The sequence below is a fragment of the Rhizobium sp. CCGE531 genome (assembly GCF_003627795.1).
GTDB lineage: Bacteria > Pseudomonadota > Alphaproteobacteria > Rhizobiales > Rhizobiaceae > Rhizobium.
The window spans coordinates 1081680-1094901 of sequence record NZ_CP032685.1 but is presented as its reverse complement, the minus strand read 5'-3'; the positions used below and the strand labels follow the sequence as shown (position 1 = coordinate 1094901).

The 13222-nt window shown below is 61.8% G+C and carries 15 protein-coding genes; 11 read left to right on the top strand and 4 right to left on the bottom strand.

Annotation, left to right across the window (positions count from 1 at the left end; translation table 11 throughout):
• The first annotated feature begins 78 nt into the window (after positions 1 to 78).
• From CCGE531_RS24645 to CCGE531_RS24595, 11 genes are all read left to right on the top strand, one after another.
• Positions 79 to 558, top strand: a complete 480-nt coding sequence (locus tag CCGE531_RS24645; RefSeq protein ID WP_120668650.1) for an Lrp/AsnC family transcriptional regulator — start codon at positions 79 to 81, stop codon at positions 556 to 558.
• An 85-nt stretch (positions 559 to 643) separates the two neighbouring features.
• On the top strand, positions 644 to 1534 hold the full coding sequence (paaX, locus tag CCGE531_RS24640) for a phenylacetic acid degradation operon negative regulatory protein PaaX (protein WP_120668648.1): 891 nt from the start codon (positions 644 to 646) through the stop codon (positions 1532 to 1534).
• A gap of 265 nt (positions 1535 to 1799) precedes the next feature.
• Positions 1800 to 2804 carry a 1,2-phenylacetyl-CoA epoxidase subunit PaaA gene (paaA, locus tag CCGE531_RS24635; protein WP_120668646.1) on the top strand — a complete coding sequence of 335 codons (1005 nt, stop codon included), beginning with the start codon at positions 1800 to 1802 and terminating at the stop codon, positions 2802 to 2804.
• A gap of 29 nt (positions 2805 to 2833) precedes the next feature.
• Positions 2834 to 3118: a 1,2-phenylacetyl-CoA epoxidase subunit PaaB gene (gene paaB / locus CCGE531_RS24630; RefSeq protein WP_120668644.1), complete on the top strand. Its 285-nt coding sequence runs from the start codon at positions 2834 to 2836 to the stop codon at positions 3116 to 3118.
• Entirely contained in the window at positions 3118 to 3900 is a 783-nt protein-coding gene (gene paaC, locus CCGE531_RS24625; protein ID WP_120668642.1) for a 1,2-phenylacetyl-CoA epoxidase subunit PaaC, read from the top strand. The genes paaB and paaC overlap by 1 nt, the downstream gene beginning before the upstream one ends.
• Before the next feature lie 9 nt (positions 3901 to 3909).
• Positions 3910 to 4434 (top strand): 1,2-phenylacetyl-CoA epoxidase subunit PaaD, encoded by a 525-nt coding sequence (paaD, locus tag CCGE531_RS24620; RefSeq protein WP_120668640.1) that lies wholly within the window; start codon positions 3910 to 3912, stop codon positions 4432 to 4434.
• 26 nt (positions 4435 to 4460) lie between these two features.
• Complete coding sequence (paaE, locus tag CCGE531_RS24615; RefSeq protein ID WP_120668638.1) at positions 4461 to 5537, top strand: 1,2-phenylacetyl-CoA epoxidase subunit PaaE; 1077 nt, start codon at positions 4461 to 4463, stop codon at positions 5535 to 5537.
• A gap of 24 nt (positions 5538 to 5561) precedes the next feature.
• Positions 5562 to 6317: a Phenylacetic acid catabolic protein gene (locus CCGE531_RS24610; protein WP_120668636.1), complete on the top strand. Its 756-nt coding sequence runs from the start codon at positions 5562 to 5564 to the stop codon at positions 6315 to 6317.
• 12 nt (positions 6318 to 6329) lie between these two features.
• Entirely contained in the window at positions 6330 to 8387 is a 2058-nt protein-coding gene (gene paaZ, locus CCGE531_RS24605; protein WP_120668634.1) for a phenylacetic acid degradation bifunctional protein PaaZ, read from the top strand.
• 4 nt (positions 8388 to 8391) lie between these two features.
• Positions 8392 to 8910 (top strand): acyl-CoA thioesterase, encoded by a 519-nt coding sequence (locus CCGE531_RS24600; protein ID WP_120668632.1) that lies wholly within the window; start codon positions 8392 to 8394, stop codon positions 8908 to 8910.
• Complete coding sequence (locus CCGE531_RS24595; RefSeq protein WP_120668630.1) at positions 8911 to 9525, top strand: transferase hexapeptide repeat family protein; 615 nt, start codon at positions 8911 to 8913, stop codon at positions 9523 to 9525.
• Positions 9526 to 9531: 6 nt separating this feature from the next.
• Here the strand turns inward: CCGE531_RS24595 and CCGE531_RS24590 are convergent, their stop codons facing one another.
• From CCGE531_RS24590 to paaG, 4 genes are all read right to left on the bottom strand, one after another.
• Positions 9532 to 10128: a TetR/AcrR family transcriptional regulator gene (locus tag CCGE531_RS24590; RefSeq protein ID WP_120668628.1), complete on the bottom strand. Its 597-nt coding sequence runs from the start codon at positions 10126 to 10128 to the stop codon at positions 9532 to 9534.
• Positions 10129 to 10232: 104 nt separating this feature from the next.
• The gene (gene paaK, locus CCGE531_RS24585) at positions 10233 to 11543 is read right to left on the bottom strand and encodes a phenylacetate--CoA ligase PaaK (protein ID WP_120668626.1); all 1311 of its coding nucleotides are present in this window, start codon (positions 11541 to 11543) and stop codon (positions 10233 to 10235) included.
• A gap of 145 nt (positions 11544 to 11688) precedes the next feature.
• Entirely contained in the window at positions 11689 to 12132 is a 444-nt protein-coding gene (gene paaI / locus CCGE531_RS24580; RefSeq protein WP_120668624.1) for a hydroxyphenylacetyl-CoA thioesterase PaaI, read from the bottom strand.
• Entirely contained in the window at positions 12129 to 12917 is a 789-nt protein-coding gene (gene paaG, locus CCGE531_RS24575) for a 2-(1,2-epoxy-1,2-dihydrophenyl)acetyl-CoA isomerase PaaG (protein ID WP_120668622.1), read from the bottom strand. The genes paaI and paaG overlap by 4 nt, the downstream gene beginning before the upstream one ends.
• Positions 12918 to 13222 lie beyond the last annotated feature (305 nt).

The following is a 13222-nucleotide window of genomic DNA, read 5'->3' as shown; positions in this document are numbered from 1 at the left end:
GGCCGCGTTATTCCTTTCAATCTCATAGGAATTGACCTAGTATTTGATAGTTTTAATTCAGAAATGACGGATTTTTGAATGGAAGATTTCAACCTCGATCACGTCGACAGGGCGATCCTTCGTGTGCTGCAGGAAGAGGGCGATATCAGCCAGGCGGCGCTGGCCGAGAAGGTCGGCGCGTCGCCCGCCTCCTGCTGGCGAAGAATAAAGGCGCTGGAGAGCGCCGGCGTGCTCGGCAGGACAGTCCGCCTCGTCGATCCCGACAAGATCGGCAAGGGTCTCAACGTCTTTTGCCAGGTCAAGATGAAGACCCATGATCCCGCGACACGCCGTGATTTCGAGCAATTCATCGCAAGCTATCGCGAAGTGCTCGAATGCTATTCCATGTCGGGGGAGTGGGATTATCTCATCCGCGCAGTCGTTGCCGATGTCCGGGAATATGAAGGGCTTTTGATGCGGGGAATCCTGACCCATGAGGCCGTATTGAGTTCGTCGTCGCACTTCTCGCTGAAATGCGTCAAATACACCACCGCGCTGCCGACGAATGTCACACGATAGAAGCCTCTGGCTGCGCTCGCCTTGAACATGGTGAGCATCTCACGCTAATAGACTTTCACGATTGCAGATGCGGAGCAGGGTTGGATTGTCGGTTGATAACGTCAAACTCGGCGATGATTTGAACGAAGCGGTCGCGGCGCTTCTCGTCGATCTGCCCATCAAGGCGGCGAGTTTCATCGTCACGATTTACGGCGACGTCGTCGAGCCGCGGGGCGGGGTCGTGTGGATCGGCAACCTTATCGAGACATGCAAGAGCGTCGGCATCACCGAGACGCTGGTGCGAACCGCCGTGTCGCGACTGGTTACGGCCGGCCAGCTCGCCGGGGAGCGGGAAGGACGCCGCAGCTACTATAGGCTGACGGATGCCGCTCAAGCAGAGTTCACCGAAGCCGCCAGTCTCTTCTATGGGCCTGAGCCTGCCGTCCGGTGGCAATTCGTCCTGATCAATGGCCCCGCTCCGGAGGAGATCATGCAGGGTCTCGAGCGGGACGGCTTTGCCAGGCTCAGCCCCCGTCTTGCGATGGGAACGCACCCCGCACCACCCCTGCCGGGTCGCGTCGTTATCTTCAACGCCGAGCTTGCGACCGAGAATGGCGCTTTGAAGGAGCTTGCGGAAGAGGCTTGGAACCTGCCACGCTTCGCGGAAGCCTATCATGAATTCGTAGTCCGCTTCGGCGCGTTTTCGCAGCGCGTCGGCGATTGTGCGGCTCTGGCACCGTTCGATTGCCTGATCGCGCGGCTGCTTCTTGTCCATCAATACCGCCTGATCATGCTGCGCGAGCCGCATCTTCCCAAGTCCGCCCTCCCGGCCGATTGGCCGGGCGAGGAGGCGCGGCGGCTGTTTGCCGACCTTTATTTGCGCCTGTCAAGAAAGGCTGACGGCCATGTCGGTCGCCGTTTCGTGAACGGGTCAGGCAAGCTTCGAGAGACGACGCCCGCAAGCCAAAATCGGCTCGATCACCTCAAGTCCCGCTGAAAGATCAATCCGCTCAGTGACATAGCGAAGTTGCCGCCTCGCAGCGTGCTTTCATGATATTGAATGTCACAGAAAACTCGAAAAATTTATTTGTACTGTGACATATCACATGCTAATACAATGACCGATCGGTCGGTTAATTGCGCTTACCGTCGGATCGATGTTTCGTGGAGGAGAGCGTGAAACAGGCCTATACTGGCGATGCCGTGAAGCCTCGGCTTGGCTGAGGTGAGCGCGCCGGGCGCGCTAGGGCGGAGGAAGATCAATGTATGCACAGATGGTGAAAACCGATGGCGCGCGCATCCGTTCCCTCGACGAGATGGACCCCCAGGAGCGCGCCTTTCAGGAGCGCGTCGATGCGAGCCAGAAGATCGAGCCGAAGGAGTGGATGCCGGAAGGCTATCGCAAGACCTTGATCCGCCAGATCAGCCAGCACGCCCATTCCGAAATCGTCGGCCAGCTGCCGGAGGGCAACTGGATCACGCGCGCACCGACGCTGGAGCGCAAGGCGATCCTGCTTGCCAAGGTGCAGGACGAAGCCGGCCACGGCCTCTATCTCTATTGTGCCGCCGAGACGCTCGGCATCAGCCGCGACGAGATGTATGAGCAGCTGCATTCCGGCAAGGCCAAATATTCCTCGATCTTCAACTATCCGACACTGACCTGGGCCGATATCGGCGCCATCGGCTGGCTGGTCGATGGCGCGGCGATCATGAACCAGGTGCCCCTGCAGCGCTGTTCCTACGGTCCCTATTCCCGGGCCATGGTCCGCATCTGCAAGGAAGAAAGCTTTCATCAGCGCCAGGGCTTCGACATCCTGATGAAGATGGTGAAAGGCACGCCGGCGCAGAAGGCCATGGTGCAGGATGCTTTGAACCGCTGGTGGTGGCCGTCGTTGATGATGTTCGGCCCCTCTGACGATGCCTCCGTCCATTCTGCCCAGTCGATGGCCTGGAAGATCAAGCAGAATTCCAACGACGAGCTGCGGCAGAAATTCGTCGACCAGACCGTGCCGCAGGCCGAGTATCTCGGTCTGACCGTCCCCGATCCCGACCTCAAATGGAACGAGGAAAAGGGCGGCTACGATTTCGGCGAGCCGGATTGGAAAGAGTTCTTCAACGTGATCGCCGGCAACGGCCCCTGCAATGCAGAGCGTCTCAACGCCCGCAGGCAGGCCTGGGATGACGGTGCGTGGTTCCGCGACGGCCTGACGGCGCATGCCGAGAAAGCGGCCGAGCGCCACGCCGCCGCAAAGGCTGCCGCCGAATAGAAGGCCCGAAAGTTCAGGGAGTGAGAAACATGTCCAGTGAATGGCCGCTTTGGGAAGTCTTCATCCGTGGTCAGCACGGCCTTAACCATCGTCATGTCGGCAGCCTGCATGCGCCTGATGCCGAGATGGCTGTTAACAATGCACGCGATGTCTATACCCGCCGCAACGAGGGCGTCAGCATCTGGGTGGTGCGGTCTTCCGAGATCACCGCCAGCGCGCCTTCGGAGAAGGGTCCGCTCTTCGACCCCTCCAATTCGAAGGTCTATCGTCATCCGACCTTCTTCGACATTCCGGATGAAGTGGGGCATATGTGATGGCGACCGCTGCCCTTGAGCCGGCGGTCGACCGGGCCGTTCTCTTCGAATTCTTGGTTCGCATCGGCGATAACACGCTGATCCTCGGCCATCGCGTTTCCGAATGGTGCGGCCGCGGGCCGGCGCTGGAGGAGGATATTGCGCTCGCCAACACCGCGCTCGACCTCATCGGCCAGGCGCAGCTCTGGCTTGGTCTAGCGGGCGAGGTGGAAGGCAAGGGCCGCTCGGCCGACGATCTTGCCTATCTGCGCGATGGTTTCGAATTCCGCAATATATTGCTCGTCGAGCGCCCCAACGGCGATTTCGGCAAGACGCTGATGCGGCAATTCCTCCATGACGCCTGGCATTATTTGCTGCTCAAGGCATTGAAAGGCTCGACCGACCGACGCGTCGCCGAGATTGCTGAAAAGGCCTTCAAGGAAGTCTCCTATCACCTCGATCGCAGCCGCGATCTGGTCATCCGCCTTGGCGACGGCACGGCCGAAAGCCATCGCCGCATGCAGGACGCGCTTGACGATCTCTGGCCCTTCACCGGCGAGATGTTCATGAGCGATGCGCTGGACGCCGAATTGGTGGAGGCCGGCATCATTCCGGCACCGCAGAGCCTCAAGGCCGGGTGGGACGAGATCGTCGCCGAGGCGCTGACCGAAGGCACGTTGAAGAAGCCCGCCGACGGCTACATGCACAAAGGCGGCCGGCGCGGCGTCCACACCGAGCATCTCGGCTATATCCTTACCGAGATGCAATTCCTGCAGCGCGCCTATCCGGGCGCGACCTGGTAGGAGGCGGGGATGGCGACCGCACTCCATCCTTCCGTCGATGACGTCTGGCACTGGCTGTCGGAGGTGCCGGACCCGGAAATTCCGGTGATTTCGCTCATCGATCTCGGCATCATCCGCGACGTCGGCTGGCAGGACGATACGCTTGTTGTCACGGTGACGCCGACCTATTCGGGCTGTCCCGCCACGACGGTGATCAATCTCGATATCGAGCGGGTGCTGGCCGAGAAGGGCCTCGACCGGGTGCGCCTCGAGCGCCGGTTGTCACCCGCCTGGACGACGGATTGGATCAGTGCCGAGGGCCGAGAGAAGCTGCGCGCCTACGGCATTGCCCCGCCGATCGATGGCACGGCCGCCGATGGCGTTTTGATGAAGCGCATCGACCGGCTTGCCGGCCGCTCCAACCTCACCATCGCCTGTCCGCGCTGCGGATCGACAGCTACGGAAAAGATCAGCCAGTTCGGCTCAACGCCCTGCAAGGCGAGCTATCGTTGCACCGACTGTCTCGAGCCGTTCGATTACTTCAAGTGCATTTGACCCTAAAAGGACGAGGCCCCGCATCCATGGCACGTTTCCATCCGTTGACCGTCACCGATGTGCGCCGCGAGACGCGCGATGCAGTCGTCGTCACGCTTGCGCCATCCGAAGAAGATCGGGCTGTCTTCGATTTCACGCAGGGCCAATATCTCACCTTCCGCCGCCAGTTCGAGGACGAGGAGCTGCGCCGCTCCTATTCGATCTGCGCCGGCAAGGACGAAGGCGTGCTGAAGGTCGGCATCAAACGCGTGGATGGCGGCTGCTTCTCGACCTGGATCAATGAAAACCTGAAAGCCGGAGACACGCTGGAAGCCATGCCGCCGATGGGCGCCTTCTTCACCGCGCTGGAGCCGGAAGTGTCGAAGCACTACCTCGGCTTTGCTGGCGGCAGCGGCATCACGCCGGTTCTCTCGATCATCAAGACCGTGCTTGCCCGCGAGCCGCGCTCCGTCTTCACGCTGGTTTATGCCAACAGGCAGGTCAGCTCGATCATGTTCCGCGAGGAACTGGACGATCTGAAGAACCTCTATCTCGGCCGCCTGTCGATATTGCACATTCTCGAAAGCGAGGCGCAGGAGATCGATCTTTTTACGGGGCGGATCGACGCGGAAAAATGCAAGGCGTTGTTCAAGAGCTGGATCGATGTGAAATCGGTCGCCACCGCCTTTATCTGCGGCCCTGAGCCGATGATGCTGGCGATCGCCGCGGCGCTGCGCGAGCACGGCATGCGCGACGACCAGATCAAGTTCGAGCTCTTCGCCTCCTCGCAGCCCGGCCGCGCCCGCCGCAAGGTGGAAAGCACAGCCACCGCCGATCATGAAGCGAGCTGCGAGGCGACCGTCACGCTCGATGGCGCAACGCGTGTCTTCAAGTTTCCCAAGCACGGCCAGTGCCTGCTCGACGCGGCGCTCGAAAACGCGATGGACGTGCCCTACGCCTGCAAGGCCGGCGTTTGCTCCACCTGCCGCGCCAAGGTTTTGGAAGGGGAGGTCGAGATGGAGGTCAATCACGCGCTCGAGGATTACGAGGTGCGCCAGGGCTATGTGCTGACCTGTCAGTGCCACCCGCTCACCGACCGCATCGTCGTCAGCTACGATCAATAGAGCCGCGTCGAAGGGAGGAACGAGATGTCCGAGACAATGCCGATCGAGCAATATCTGGAGGAGGGCGGTATGCTGTCCTCACCCGACAACGTGCCTCCCCGCTATCGCGGCGAATTGCTGCGATTGATGGCGAGCTTCGTCGATAGCGAACTGGCCGGTTCCGCCGGCTTTGCCGATATCATCAATGATGCGCCTGGGATTCAAGAGCGCATTTCCGCCGCGCGCATCGTGCTGGAAAAGGCCGACCATGCCGGCCAGGTCCTGAGGATCATGGAGACTTTCGGCGTCGACGGCGGCCGCTATGCCGTCCATCATCCCTGGGCGGTGCGGCTTTCCCGCGATGCCGATATCGGCGCCGCCAGGCAGGGCGGCGACATGCGGCTCTCCGTGTTCCACTATCCCCTTGAAGGCTGGGTGGACGCAGTCGTCATGAATGTTTTGATGGGCGCTGCCAGCGTCGTACAGCTGGAGGAACAGGTGCGCGTCTCCTATCAGCCGCTCGCCGAAGTCTTCCGCGCCATCCTGCCGCGCGAAAAGCGCCATGCGGAGCTCGGCGCGGCCGGTCTTGCCCACATCATCGCCGATGACGAAGGGCGGGCGAAGGCGAGGGCTTCGGTCGCTTACTGGTACCCCCGCGTTGCTGCGAGCTTCGGCCATGCCGGTTCGACCCGCTTCGAGACATTGTCGCGCTTTGGCCTGCGCCACACGCCCAACGAGACATTGCTTGCCGAATGGCAGGCCGAGGTCGATGCGCAGCTGTCTGCGCTCAGTCTGACTTGAAAGGATGACGAAATGAACATCATGGCAAAGCAGCCGCGCCGGCTTGAAAGCTATGTCGGGGGCACCTGGGTCGCCGGCGCCAGGGAAGGCGTACCGTTGCTCGACGCGTCGACCGGCGCGCCTGTCGCGTCAATCGACTCCTCGGGCATCGATTTCAAGCAGACATTGGCGCATGGCCGCGACAAGGGCGGTCCGGCGCTGCGACGGATGTCCTTCCATGAGCGCGCCGCGATGCTGAAGGCGCTCGGGCAGGCCCTGCTCGATAGGAAGGAAGAATTCTACGCGCTCTCGACGGCAACGGGTGCCACGCGGGCGGATAGCTGGGTCGATATCGAAGGCGGCATCGGAACCCTGCTTTCCTATGCTTCCAAGGGCCGGCGCGAGCTGCCGAATGCGCGCGTGCTGCTCGATGGCGATGTGGAGCAACTCTCCAAGGATCGGAGTTTTTCCGCGCAACATATCCTAAGCCCGCTCCAGGGAGTCGCCATCCATATCAACGCCTTCAACTTCCCCTGCTGGGGCATGCTGGAAAAGGTCGCGCCGACCTTGCTCGCCGGCGTTCCCGCCATCGTCAAGCCGGCCAGCCAGACGGCTTATCTTACCGAACTCATGGTTCGCCGCATCATCGAGACCGGCCTGCTGCCGGAAGGCGCGCTGCAGCTCGTCTGCGGCTCGGTCGGCGATCTCCTCGACCATGTCGAAGGCCAGGATGTTGTGACCTTTACTGGGTCGGCGGCGACCGGCCAGCGTCTGAAGACGCACAAGGCGATCATTGCGAATTCCGTGCGCTTCACCATGGAGGCCGACAGCCTCAACGCGGCCGTTCTCGGCCTTGATGCAGCACCCGGCACGGAGGAATTCGACCTCTTCGTCAAGGAAGTCACCCGCGAGATGACCGTCAAAGCCGGCCAGAAATGCACCGCGATCCGCCGTGTCATCGTGCCCCGGGCCTATAGCGAAGCGCTGATATCAGCCTTGAACGATCGCCTCGGCAAGACGGCGATCGGCAATCCGGCCGACGAGACTGTTCGCATGGGGCCGCTCGCGAGCCTCGACCAGCGCGAGGAAGTGCGGGCGCGCATCCGCGACCTCGCAGCCGATGCGGAGATCGTCGGCGGCGATCCCGATAATCCGAGCGTCACGTCTGGCGACGCAAAGGCCGGCGCCTTCCTCAATCCGGTTCTGCTCTATTGCGACAAGCCGGGCTCGGCGCGGGCCGTTCACGATGTCGAAGCCTTCGGCCCGGTCAGCACCGTCATGCCCTATGATACCGCGGAAGAGGCGGTCGATCTGGCGCGCCGCGGCAAGGGTAGCCTCGTGGCCTCCGTCTTCACCAACGACCCCCGTTTCGCCGAGGACGTCGTTCTCGGCCTTGCGCCGTTCCACGGCCGCGTGATGATCGGCAATCGCGCCAGCGCCAGGAGCTCCACCGGTCACGGCTCGCCCTTGCCGGGCCTCGTCCATGGCGGCCCCGGCCGCGCCGGCGGCGGCGAGGAGCTGGGCGGCATTCGCGGCGTGAAGCACTATATGCAGCGCACCGCCGTGCAGGGCACGCCGCGCCTGCTTTCGGCCGTGACGGGGCGCTGGATGGATGGTGCGGACACCCGCACCAGCAGCGAGCATCCGTTCCGCAAATCGCTCGCCGAGCTGAAGATCGGCGATCAGCTCATCACCGTCACGCGCACGGTCACGCTCGAGGATATCGAGCACTTCGCCAGTTTCACCGGCGACACCTTCTACGCCCATATGGACGAGGCGGCCGCCAAGGCCAATCCATTCTTTGACGGCCGTGTCGCGCATGGCTATCTCATCGTCTCTTTCGCCGCCGGCCTCTTCGTCGATCCGGCTCCCGGCCCGGTTCTGGCAAATTACGGTGTCGACAATCTGCGCTTCCTGACACCGGTCAATCCGGGTGATACGCTTAAGGTGCAGTTGACCTGCAAGGAGATCAATCCCCGCATCAATGCCGAGCATGGCGAGGTGCGTTGGGATTGCAAGGTAACGAACCAGCTGGATGCCGTCGTCGCGCAATATGACGTGCTGACGATGGTGGCGAAAACGAGAGAGTGAGCGCATGACGACAATCGAGCAAGACCCGCATCGCCTGGAAATGACCGTGCTGATGACGCCGGACATGGCGAATTTCAGCGGCAAGGTGCACGGCGGCGCCCTACTGAATCTGCTCGATCGCGTCGCCTTTTCCTGCGCGTCGCGCTATTCCAAGCAATATGCCGTCACGCTATCGGTCGATCAGGTCTTGTTCAAGGAAGCGATCCAGGTCGGCGAATTGGTCACCTTCCGCGCCTCGATCAACGATACCGGCCGCACCTCGATGGAAGTCGGCATCCGGGTCGAGGCGGAAAACATTCGGTCCGGTCAGCGCCGCCACACCAATTCCTGTTATTTCACCATGGTCGCCGTCGACGAGGCCGGCCGTCCGGTCCGCGTGCCCGAACTGGTGCCGGTGACGCCGGCCGATATCCGACGGCACAAGGCCGCCCAGCTTCGCCGGACGTTACGTCGCGAATTCGCGCAGCGGCTTGATGCGGTGGCGGAGACTGGGCGCGACGTGGAAGGATTGGGAGGCGACTGAATGGCGCAGATCTATTCCTATGACGGCGTGATCCCGGTCATCGATCCGGCTGCCTTCGTGCATCCGGCCGCAACCGTCATCGGCGACGTCATTGTCGGCCCTGCCTGCTATGTCGGGCCGGGCGCCGTGCTGCGGGGAGATTTCGGGCGCATCGTGCTCGAGCGCGGCTCGAATGTGCAGGAGACCTGCGTCGTGCATAGTTTCCCGAATCTCGAAGTTATGATCGGGGAGGCGGGACATATCGGCCACGGCGCGGTGCTGCATGGCTGCCGCATCGGCGCCAATGCCATGGTCGGCATGAACGCCGTCATCATGGACGAGGCCGTCATCGGCGAGAATGCCATCGTGGCCGCCATGGCCTTCGTCAAGGCCGGCGCCGAAATCCCGGCAAACAGCCTTGCCATCGGTTCGCCGGCGCGTGTCGTGCGCGAGTTGACACCGGAGGAGATCGCTTGGAAGCGCCAGGGCACCGCCATCTATCAGCGCCTGGCGCTGGAGGCGAAGGAGAAGCTGGTGGCCGTGGAACCGCTGCCCGCGCCCGAACCGGATCGACGCCGCATTCGCGCGCCGGAATATGATCCGCTTATTCTCGAAAGGATGAAGCCTGGCGAGTGACCAGCCTTAGCGGACGGCCTTGACCCCTTCGAGGATGAGGGTGGCGGCAATATCGGCATATTCGTCGCGGGTGATCGGCCCATTGGGCCTGAACCACATATAGACCCAGTTCATCATGCCGAAGAGCGACATGGTGACCGGCATCAGCAACGGCCTGTTCTTGTTGAGATCCGGGTTGAGGTTCTCGATGACTGTGGAGAAACGCTTGACGATCCGCCGTTCGATCATCCGCAATTCCGCCAGCTGCTCCTGCGATAGGGCATGCGTGCCGTTGAGCTGTACCTTGTGTTCATTGTCGGCGCCTTCATAGTTCTTCAGCACCGCTTTCACGAGCAGGCGCAGCCGCTCCTGCGGCGTAACATCGGTGCGATCCGCCGTTTCGATCGCGCTTTCCAGCTCCGTCAGGTGTGTTTGCACGATGTCGAAGATCAGCGCGTCCTTGCCGGGATAATAGTGATAGAGCAGAGCTTTCGAGACGTTGCCATGCGAAGCGATCATCGACATGGACGCCTTCTCCATGCCCACCTCGGCAAAGACCGCTGCCGCGCTTGCCAAAATGCCACGCTGCTTTTCCTCGAAATCAACTGCGCGCGTGCGTGCCATATAATCCTGCTCTAGTCATTGTCCATTGATCTTGACCGTGCCTGGCGGCCGATCTTTCCTATATACAATCAAATGCTTGCCAGGCTATCCCGCCGGATGCCCGATCATTCTTTCGGGCGGTTGTCGATGATGCGTTTCGCCTTGCCTTCGGAGCGCGCGACGCCGCCCGGCGGATGCACGATGATCTTCGTCGAGACACCGACCACGCTCTTGATGTGGTGGGTAAGCTCCTTTGCCGAAACATTTCGCGCAGTTTCGTCCGCCGCCTCCAGCGTGCACTCCACATGAACGGTCATGTCGTCCATGCGGCCGGAGCGCGTCAGTTCGATCTGGAAATGCGGTGCGAGGCCGCGACATTTCAGGATCTGCTCTTCGATCTGCGTCGGAAAGACGTTGACGCCGCGCAGGATCATCATGTCGTCGGAGCGGCCCGTCACCTTTTCCATGCGGCGCATGGAACGAGCCGTGCCGGGCAGCAGACGCGTCAGGTCGCGCGTGCGGTAGCGAATGATCGGCAGGCCTTCCTTGGTCAGCGTGGTGAAGACGAGCTCGCCGATCTCGCCATCAGGCAATACCGCGCCGGTGACCGGATCGATGATCTCCGGATAGAAATGATCTTCCCAGATGTGCAGCCCGTCCTTGCTCTCGACGCATTCGTTGGCGACGCCCGGACCCATGACTTCCGACAGGCCGTAAATGTCGACGGCATGCATGTCGAAGGCCTGCTCGATTTCCTCGCGCATGGCATTGGTCCAAGGCTCGGCCCCAAAGATGCCGACGGCGAGCGAGCTTTCGCGCGGGTCGAGGCCCTGGCGGCGGAATTCGTCGAGGATCGAAAGCATGTAGGAGGGCGTCACCATGATGATGCGCGGCCTGAAATCCTGTATCAGCGCGACCTGCCGCTCCGTCATGCCGCCGGAGACCGGTACGACCGTGCAGCCGAGTTTCTCCGCGCCGTAATGCGCGCCGAGGCCGCCGGTGAAGAGGCCGTAGCCATAGGCGATATGGACGATATCGCCGGCGCGGCCGCCGGAGGCGCGGATCGAGCGGGCAACGAGGCTCGCCCAGGTGTCGATGTCCCCAGCCGTATAGCCGACGACGGTCGGCTTGCCCGTCGTGCCCGAAGAAGCATGGATGCGGACGAGCTTTTCGCGCGGCACGGCGAACATGCCGAAAGGATAGGTGTCGCGAAGATCCTGCTTCGTGGTGAAGGGGAATTTGGCGAGATCCGATAATGTCTTCAGGTCGGAGGGATGGATACCCGCTTCGTCGAGGCATTGCCGATAGAAACGGGAATTTTCATAGGCATGCGTAAGCGACCATTTCATGCGTTCAAGTTGCAACGCGGAAATCTCGTCGCGCGAGGCCGTCTCGATCGCCTCGAGCTCGCCGGCGCGCGGGGAAAGGTCTTCCATGAATGTCTCCTCCAGAGATGCCGGATGCTGCCGGCGTGAACCCTGGAGCATTTCCGCTTTTCTTCGAATCGCGAAAACGCCCTATCTTCTTGTTTTGCTACGCATTCCGGACGGAAAACCGCTGCGCACTTTTCCTGGAATTGCTCTAGTCCGGCAGAAGCGTGCCCTTGACCGTTCGCGAGTGGCCGCGGAACTCCGCGATCTGCTCGCCCTCCTGATTGGTAACCGCGATGTCGTAGATGCCGCCTCGTCCGCGGCGCGACACCTCCCGTGCCGTCGCCGTCAGCCGGTCGCCCTTGAAAGCCGGCGCGATATAGGTCACCGAACAGTGCAGGGCGACGGAGCGCTGGTTGTAGGTATTGCAGGCGAATGCGAAGGCTGAGTCGGCCAAAGTGAAGATGTAGCCGCCGTGGCATGTGCCATGGCCGTTCGTCATCGCCTCGGTAATCGCCATAGAAAGGCTTGCTTTGCCGGGGGCTACGGCAAGCAGCTCCATGCTGAGGCGACGGGTAGCGTTGTCTTCGTCCCACATGGCTCTGGCGCAGGCTTCCGCAAGCGACTGCGGCGAAATGCTGTCGGCTGTGCTCATCGCCCCTTGAACTCCGGCTGGCGCTTCTCGAGGAAGGCGGCGACACCCTCGGCATAGTCGGCGCTGCGGCCGGCCTCGCGCTGCAAGTCACGCTCAAGGTCGAGCTGTTCGTCAAGCGAATTGGTCGCCGCCGCCTGGATGGCGCGCTTGGTCAGGCCAAGGCCTTTGGTCGGGCCGGCGGCGAGCCGGAGGGCGAGAGCCTTTGCCTCCTCCATCAGCTTGTCGTCATCGATAGCACGCCAGATCAGGCCCCAGCTAGCCGCCGTTTCCGCATCCAGAGGCTCGGCAGTCAGCGCCAGCGCCTTGGCGCGGGCCTCGCCGATGAGGCGCGGCAGGCTCCAGGTGCCGCCGGAATCCGGCACGAGGCCGATTTTCGCGAAGGCCTGGATGAAGCGGGCCGAACGGGCGGCAAGCGTGATGTCGCAGGCAAAGGCGATATTGGCGCCGGCGCCGGCGGCCACGCCATTGACGGCGCAGACGACGGGCTTTTCCAGGCTGCGGATGAGGCGGAGCAGCGGATTGTAAAAGGTCTCGATCGTATGGCCGAGATCCGGCGTTCCCTTGCGCGGGTCGCGATCGCCAAGGTCCTGGCCGGCCGAGAAGCCTCGGCCGGCTCCAGTCAACAGAACTGCGCGCACCTCCGCATCCTTGTGCGCACGCTCGAAACCGGCGCGCAGCGCAAGGTGCATTTCCTCGTTGAAGGAATTGAGTTTGTCGGGTCGATTGAGCGTGAGGCTTAAAACGCCGTCGGCAAGCGCCGACAGAATGGTGTCGGAATCGGACATGTTTCCTCCCGTCGCCTTTTCCCTGGCGATCACGAAAAAACCTAACATAACCGACCGGTCAGTCAATTATAAAAGCAACGATTGGGAGAAACATCATGACTGCTACCATCACACATGAAGGTGTAGTCGCGTCGGACGAGCCGTATAAGCCGTATAAGAAGGCGTCGAACGAAATTAGCCGTCGTTCAAGCATACGCTTTACAAATGACCGACGGTCAGTCATAAATTTGCACTATCGGAATCCGGAGACGTTCGAATGGTCGCCCTTGTTCATGAGCTTGCGCGGGGCGGTAGCTGTCCGCATA

Excerpts from the sequence above, each read along its gene's own strand:
- CCGE531_RS24645 (WP_120668650.1), top strand. The coding sequence starts at position 79 with ATGGAAGATTTCAACCTCGATCACGTCGACAGGGCGATCCTTCGTGTG.
- paaA (WP_120668646.1), top strand. The coding sequence starts at position 1,800 with ATGTATGCACAGATGGTGAAAACCGATGGCGCGCGCATCCGTTCCCTC.
- paaB (WP_120668644.1), top strand. The coding sequence starts at position 2,834 with ATGTCCAGTGAATGGCCGCTTTGGGAAGTCTTCATCCGTGGTCAGCAC.
- paaC (WP_120668642.1), top strand. The coding sequence starts at position 3,118 with ATGGCGACCGCTGCCCTTGAGCCGGCGGTCGACCGGGCCGTTCTCTTC.
- paaD (WP_120668640.1), top strand. The coding sequence starts at position 3,910 with ATGGCGACCGCACTCCATCCTTCCGTCGATGACGTCTGGCACTGGCTG.
- paaE (WP_120668638.1), top strand. The coding sequence starts at position 4,461 with ATGGCACGTTTCCATCCGTTGACCGTCACCGATGTGCGCCGCGAGACG.
- CCGE531_RS24610 (WP_120668636.1), top strand. The coding sequence starts at position 5,562 with ATGTCCGAGACAATGCCGATCGAGCAATATCTGGAGGAGGGCGGTATG.
- paaZ (WP_120668634.1), top strand. The coding sequence starts at position 6,330 with ATGAACATCATGGCAAAGCAGCCGCGCCGGCTTGAAAGCTATGTCGGG.
- CCGE531_RS24600 (WP_120668632.1), top strand. The coding sequence starts at position 8,392 with ATGACGACAATCGAGCAAGACCCGCATCGCCTGGAAATGACCGTGCTG.
- CCGE531_RS24595 (WP_120668630.1), top strand. The coding sequence starts at position 8,911 with ATGGCGCAGATCTATTCCTATGACGGCGTGATCCCGGTCATCGATCCG.
- CCGE531_RS24590 (WP_120668628.1), bottom strand. The coding sequence starts at position 10,128 with ATGGCACGCACGCGCGCAGTTGATTTCGAGGAAAAGCAGCGTGGCATT.
- paaK (WP_120668626.1), bottom strand. The coding sequence starts at position 11,543 with ATGGAAGACCTTTCCCCGCGCGCCGGCGAGCTCGAGGCGATCGAGACG.
- paaI (WP_120668624.1), bottom strand. The coding sequence starts at position 12,132 with ATGAGCACAGCCGACAGCATTTCGCCGCAGTCGCTTGCGGAAGCCTGC.
- paaG (WP_120668622.1), bottom strand. The coding sequence starts at position 12,917 with ATGTCCGATTCCGACACCATTCTGTCGGCGCTTGCCGACGGCGTTTTA.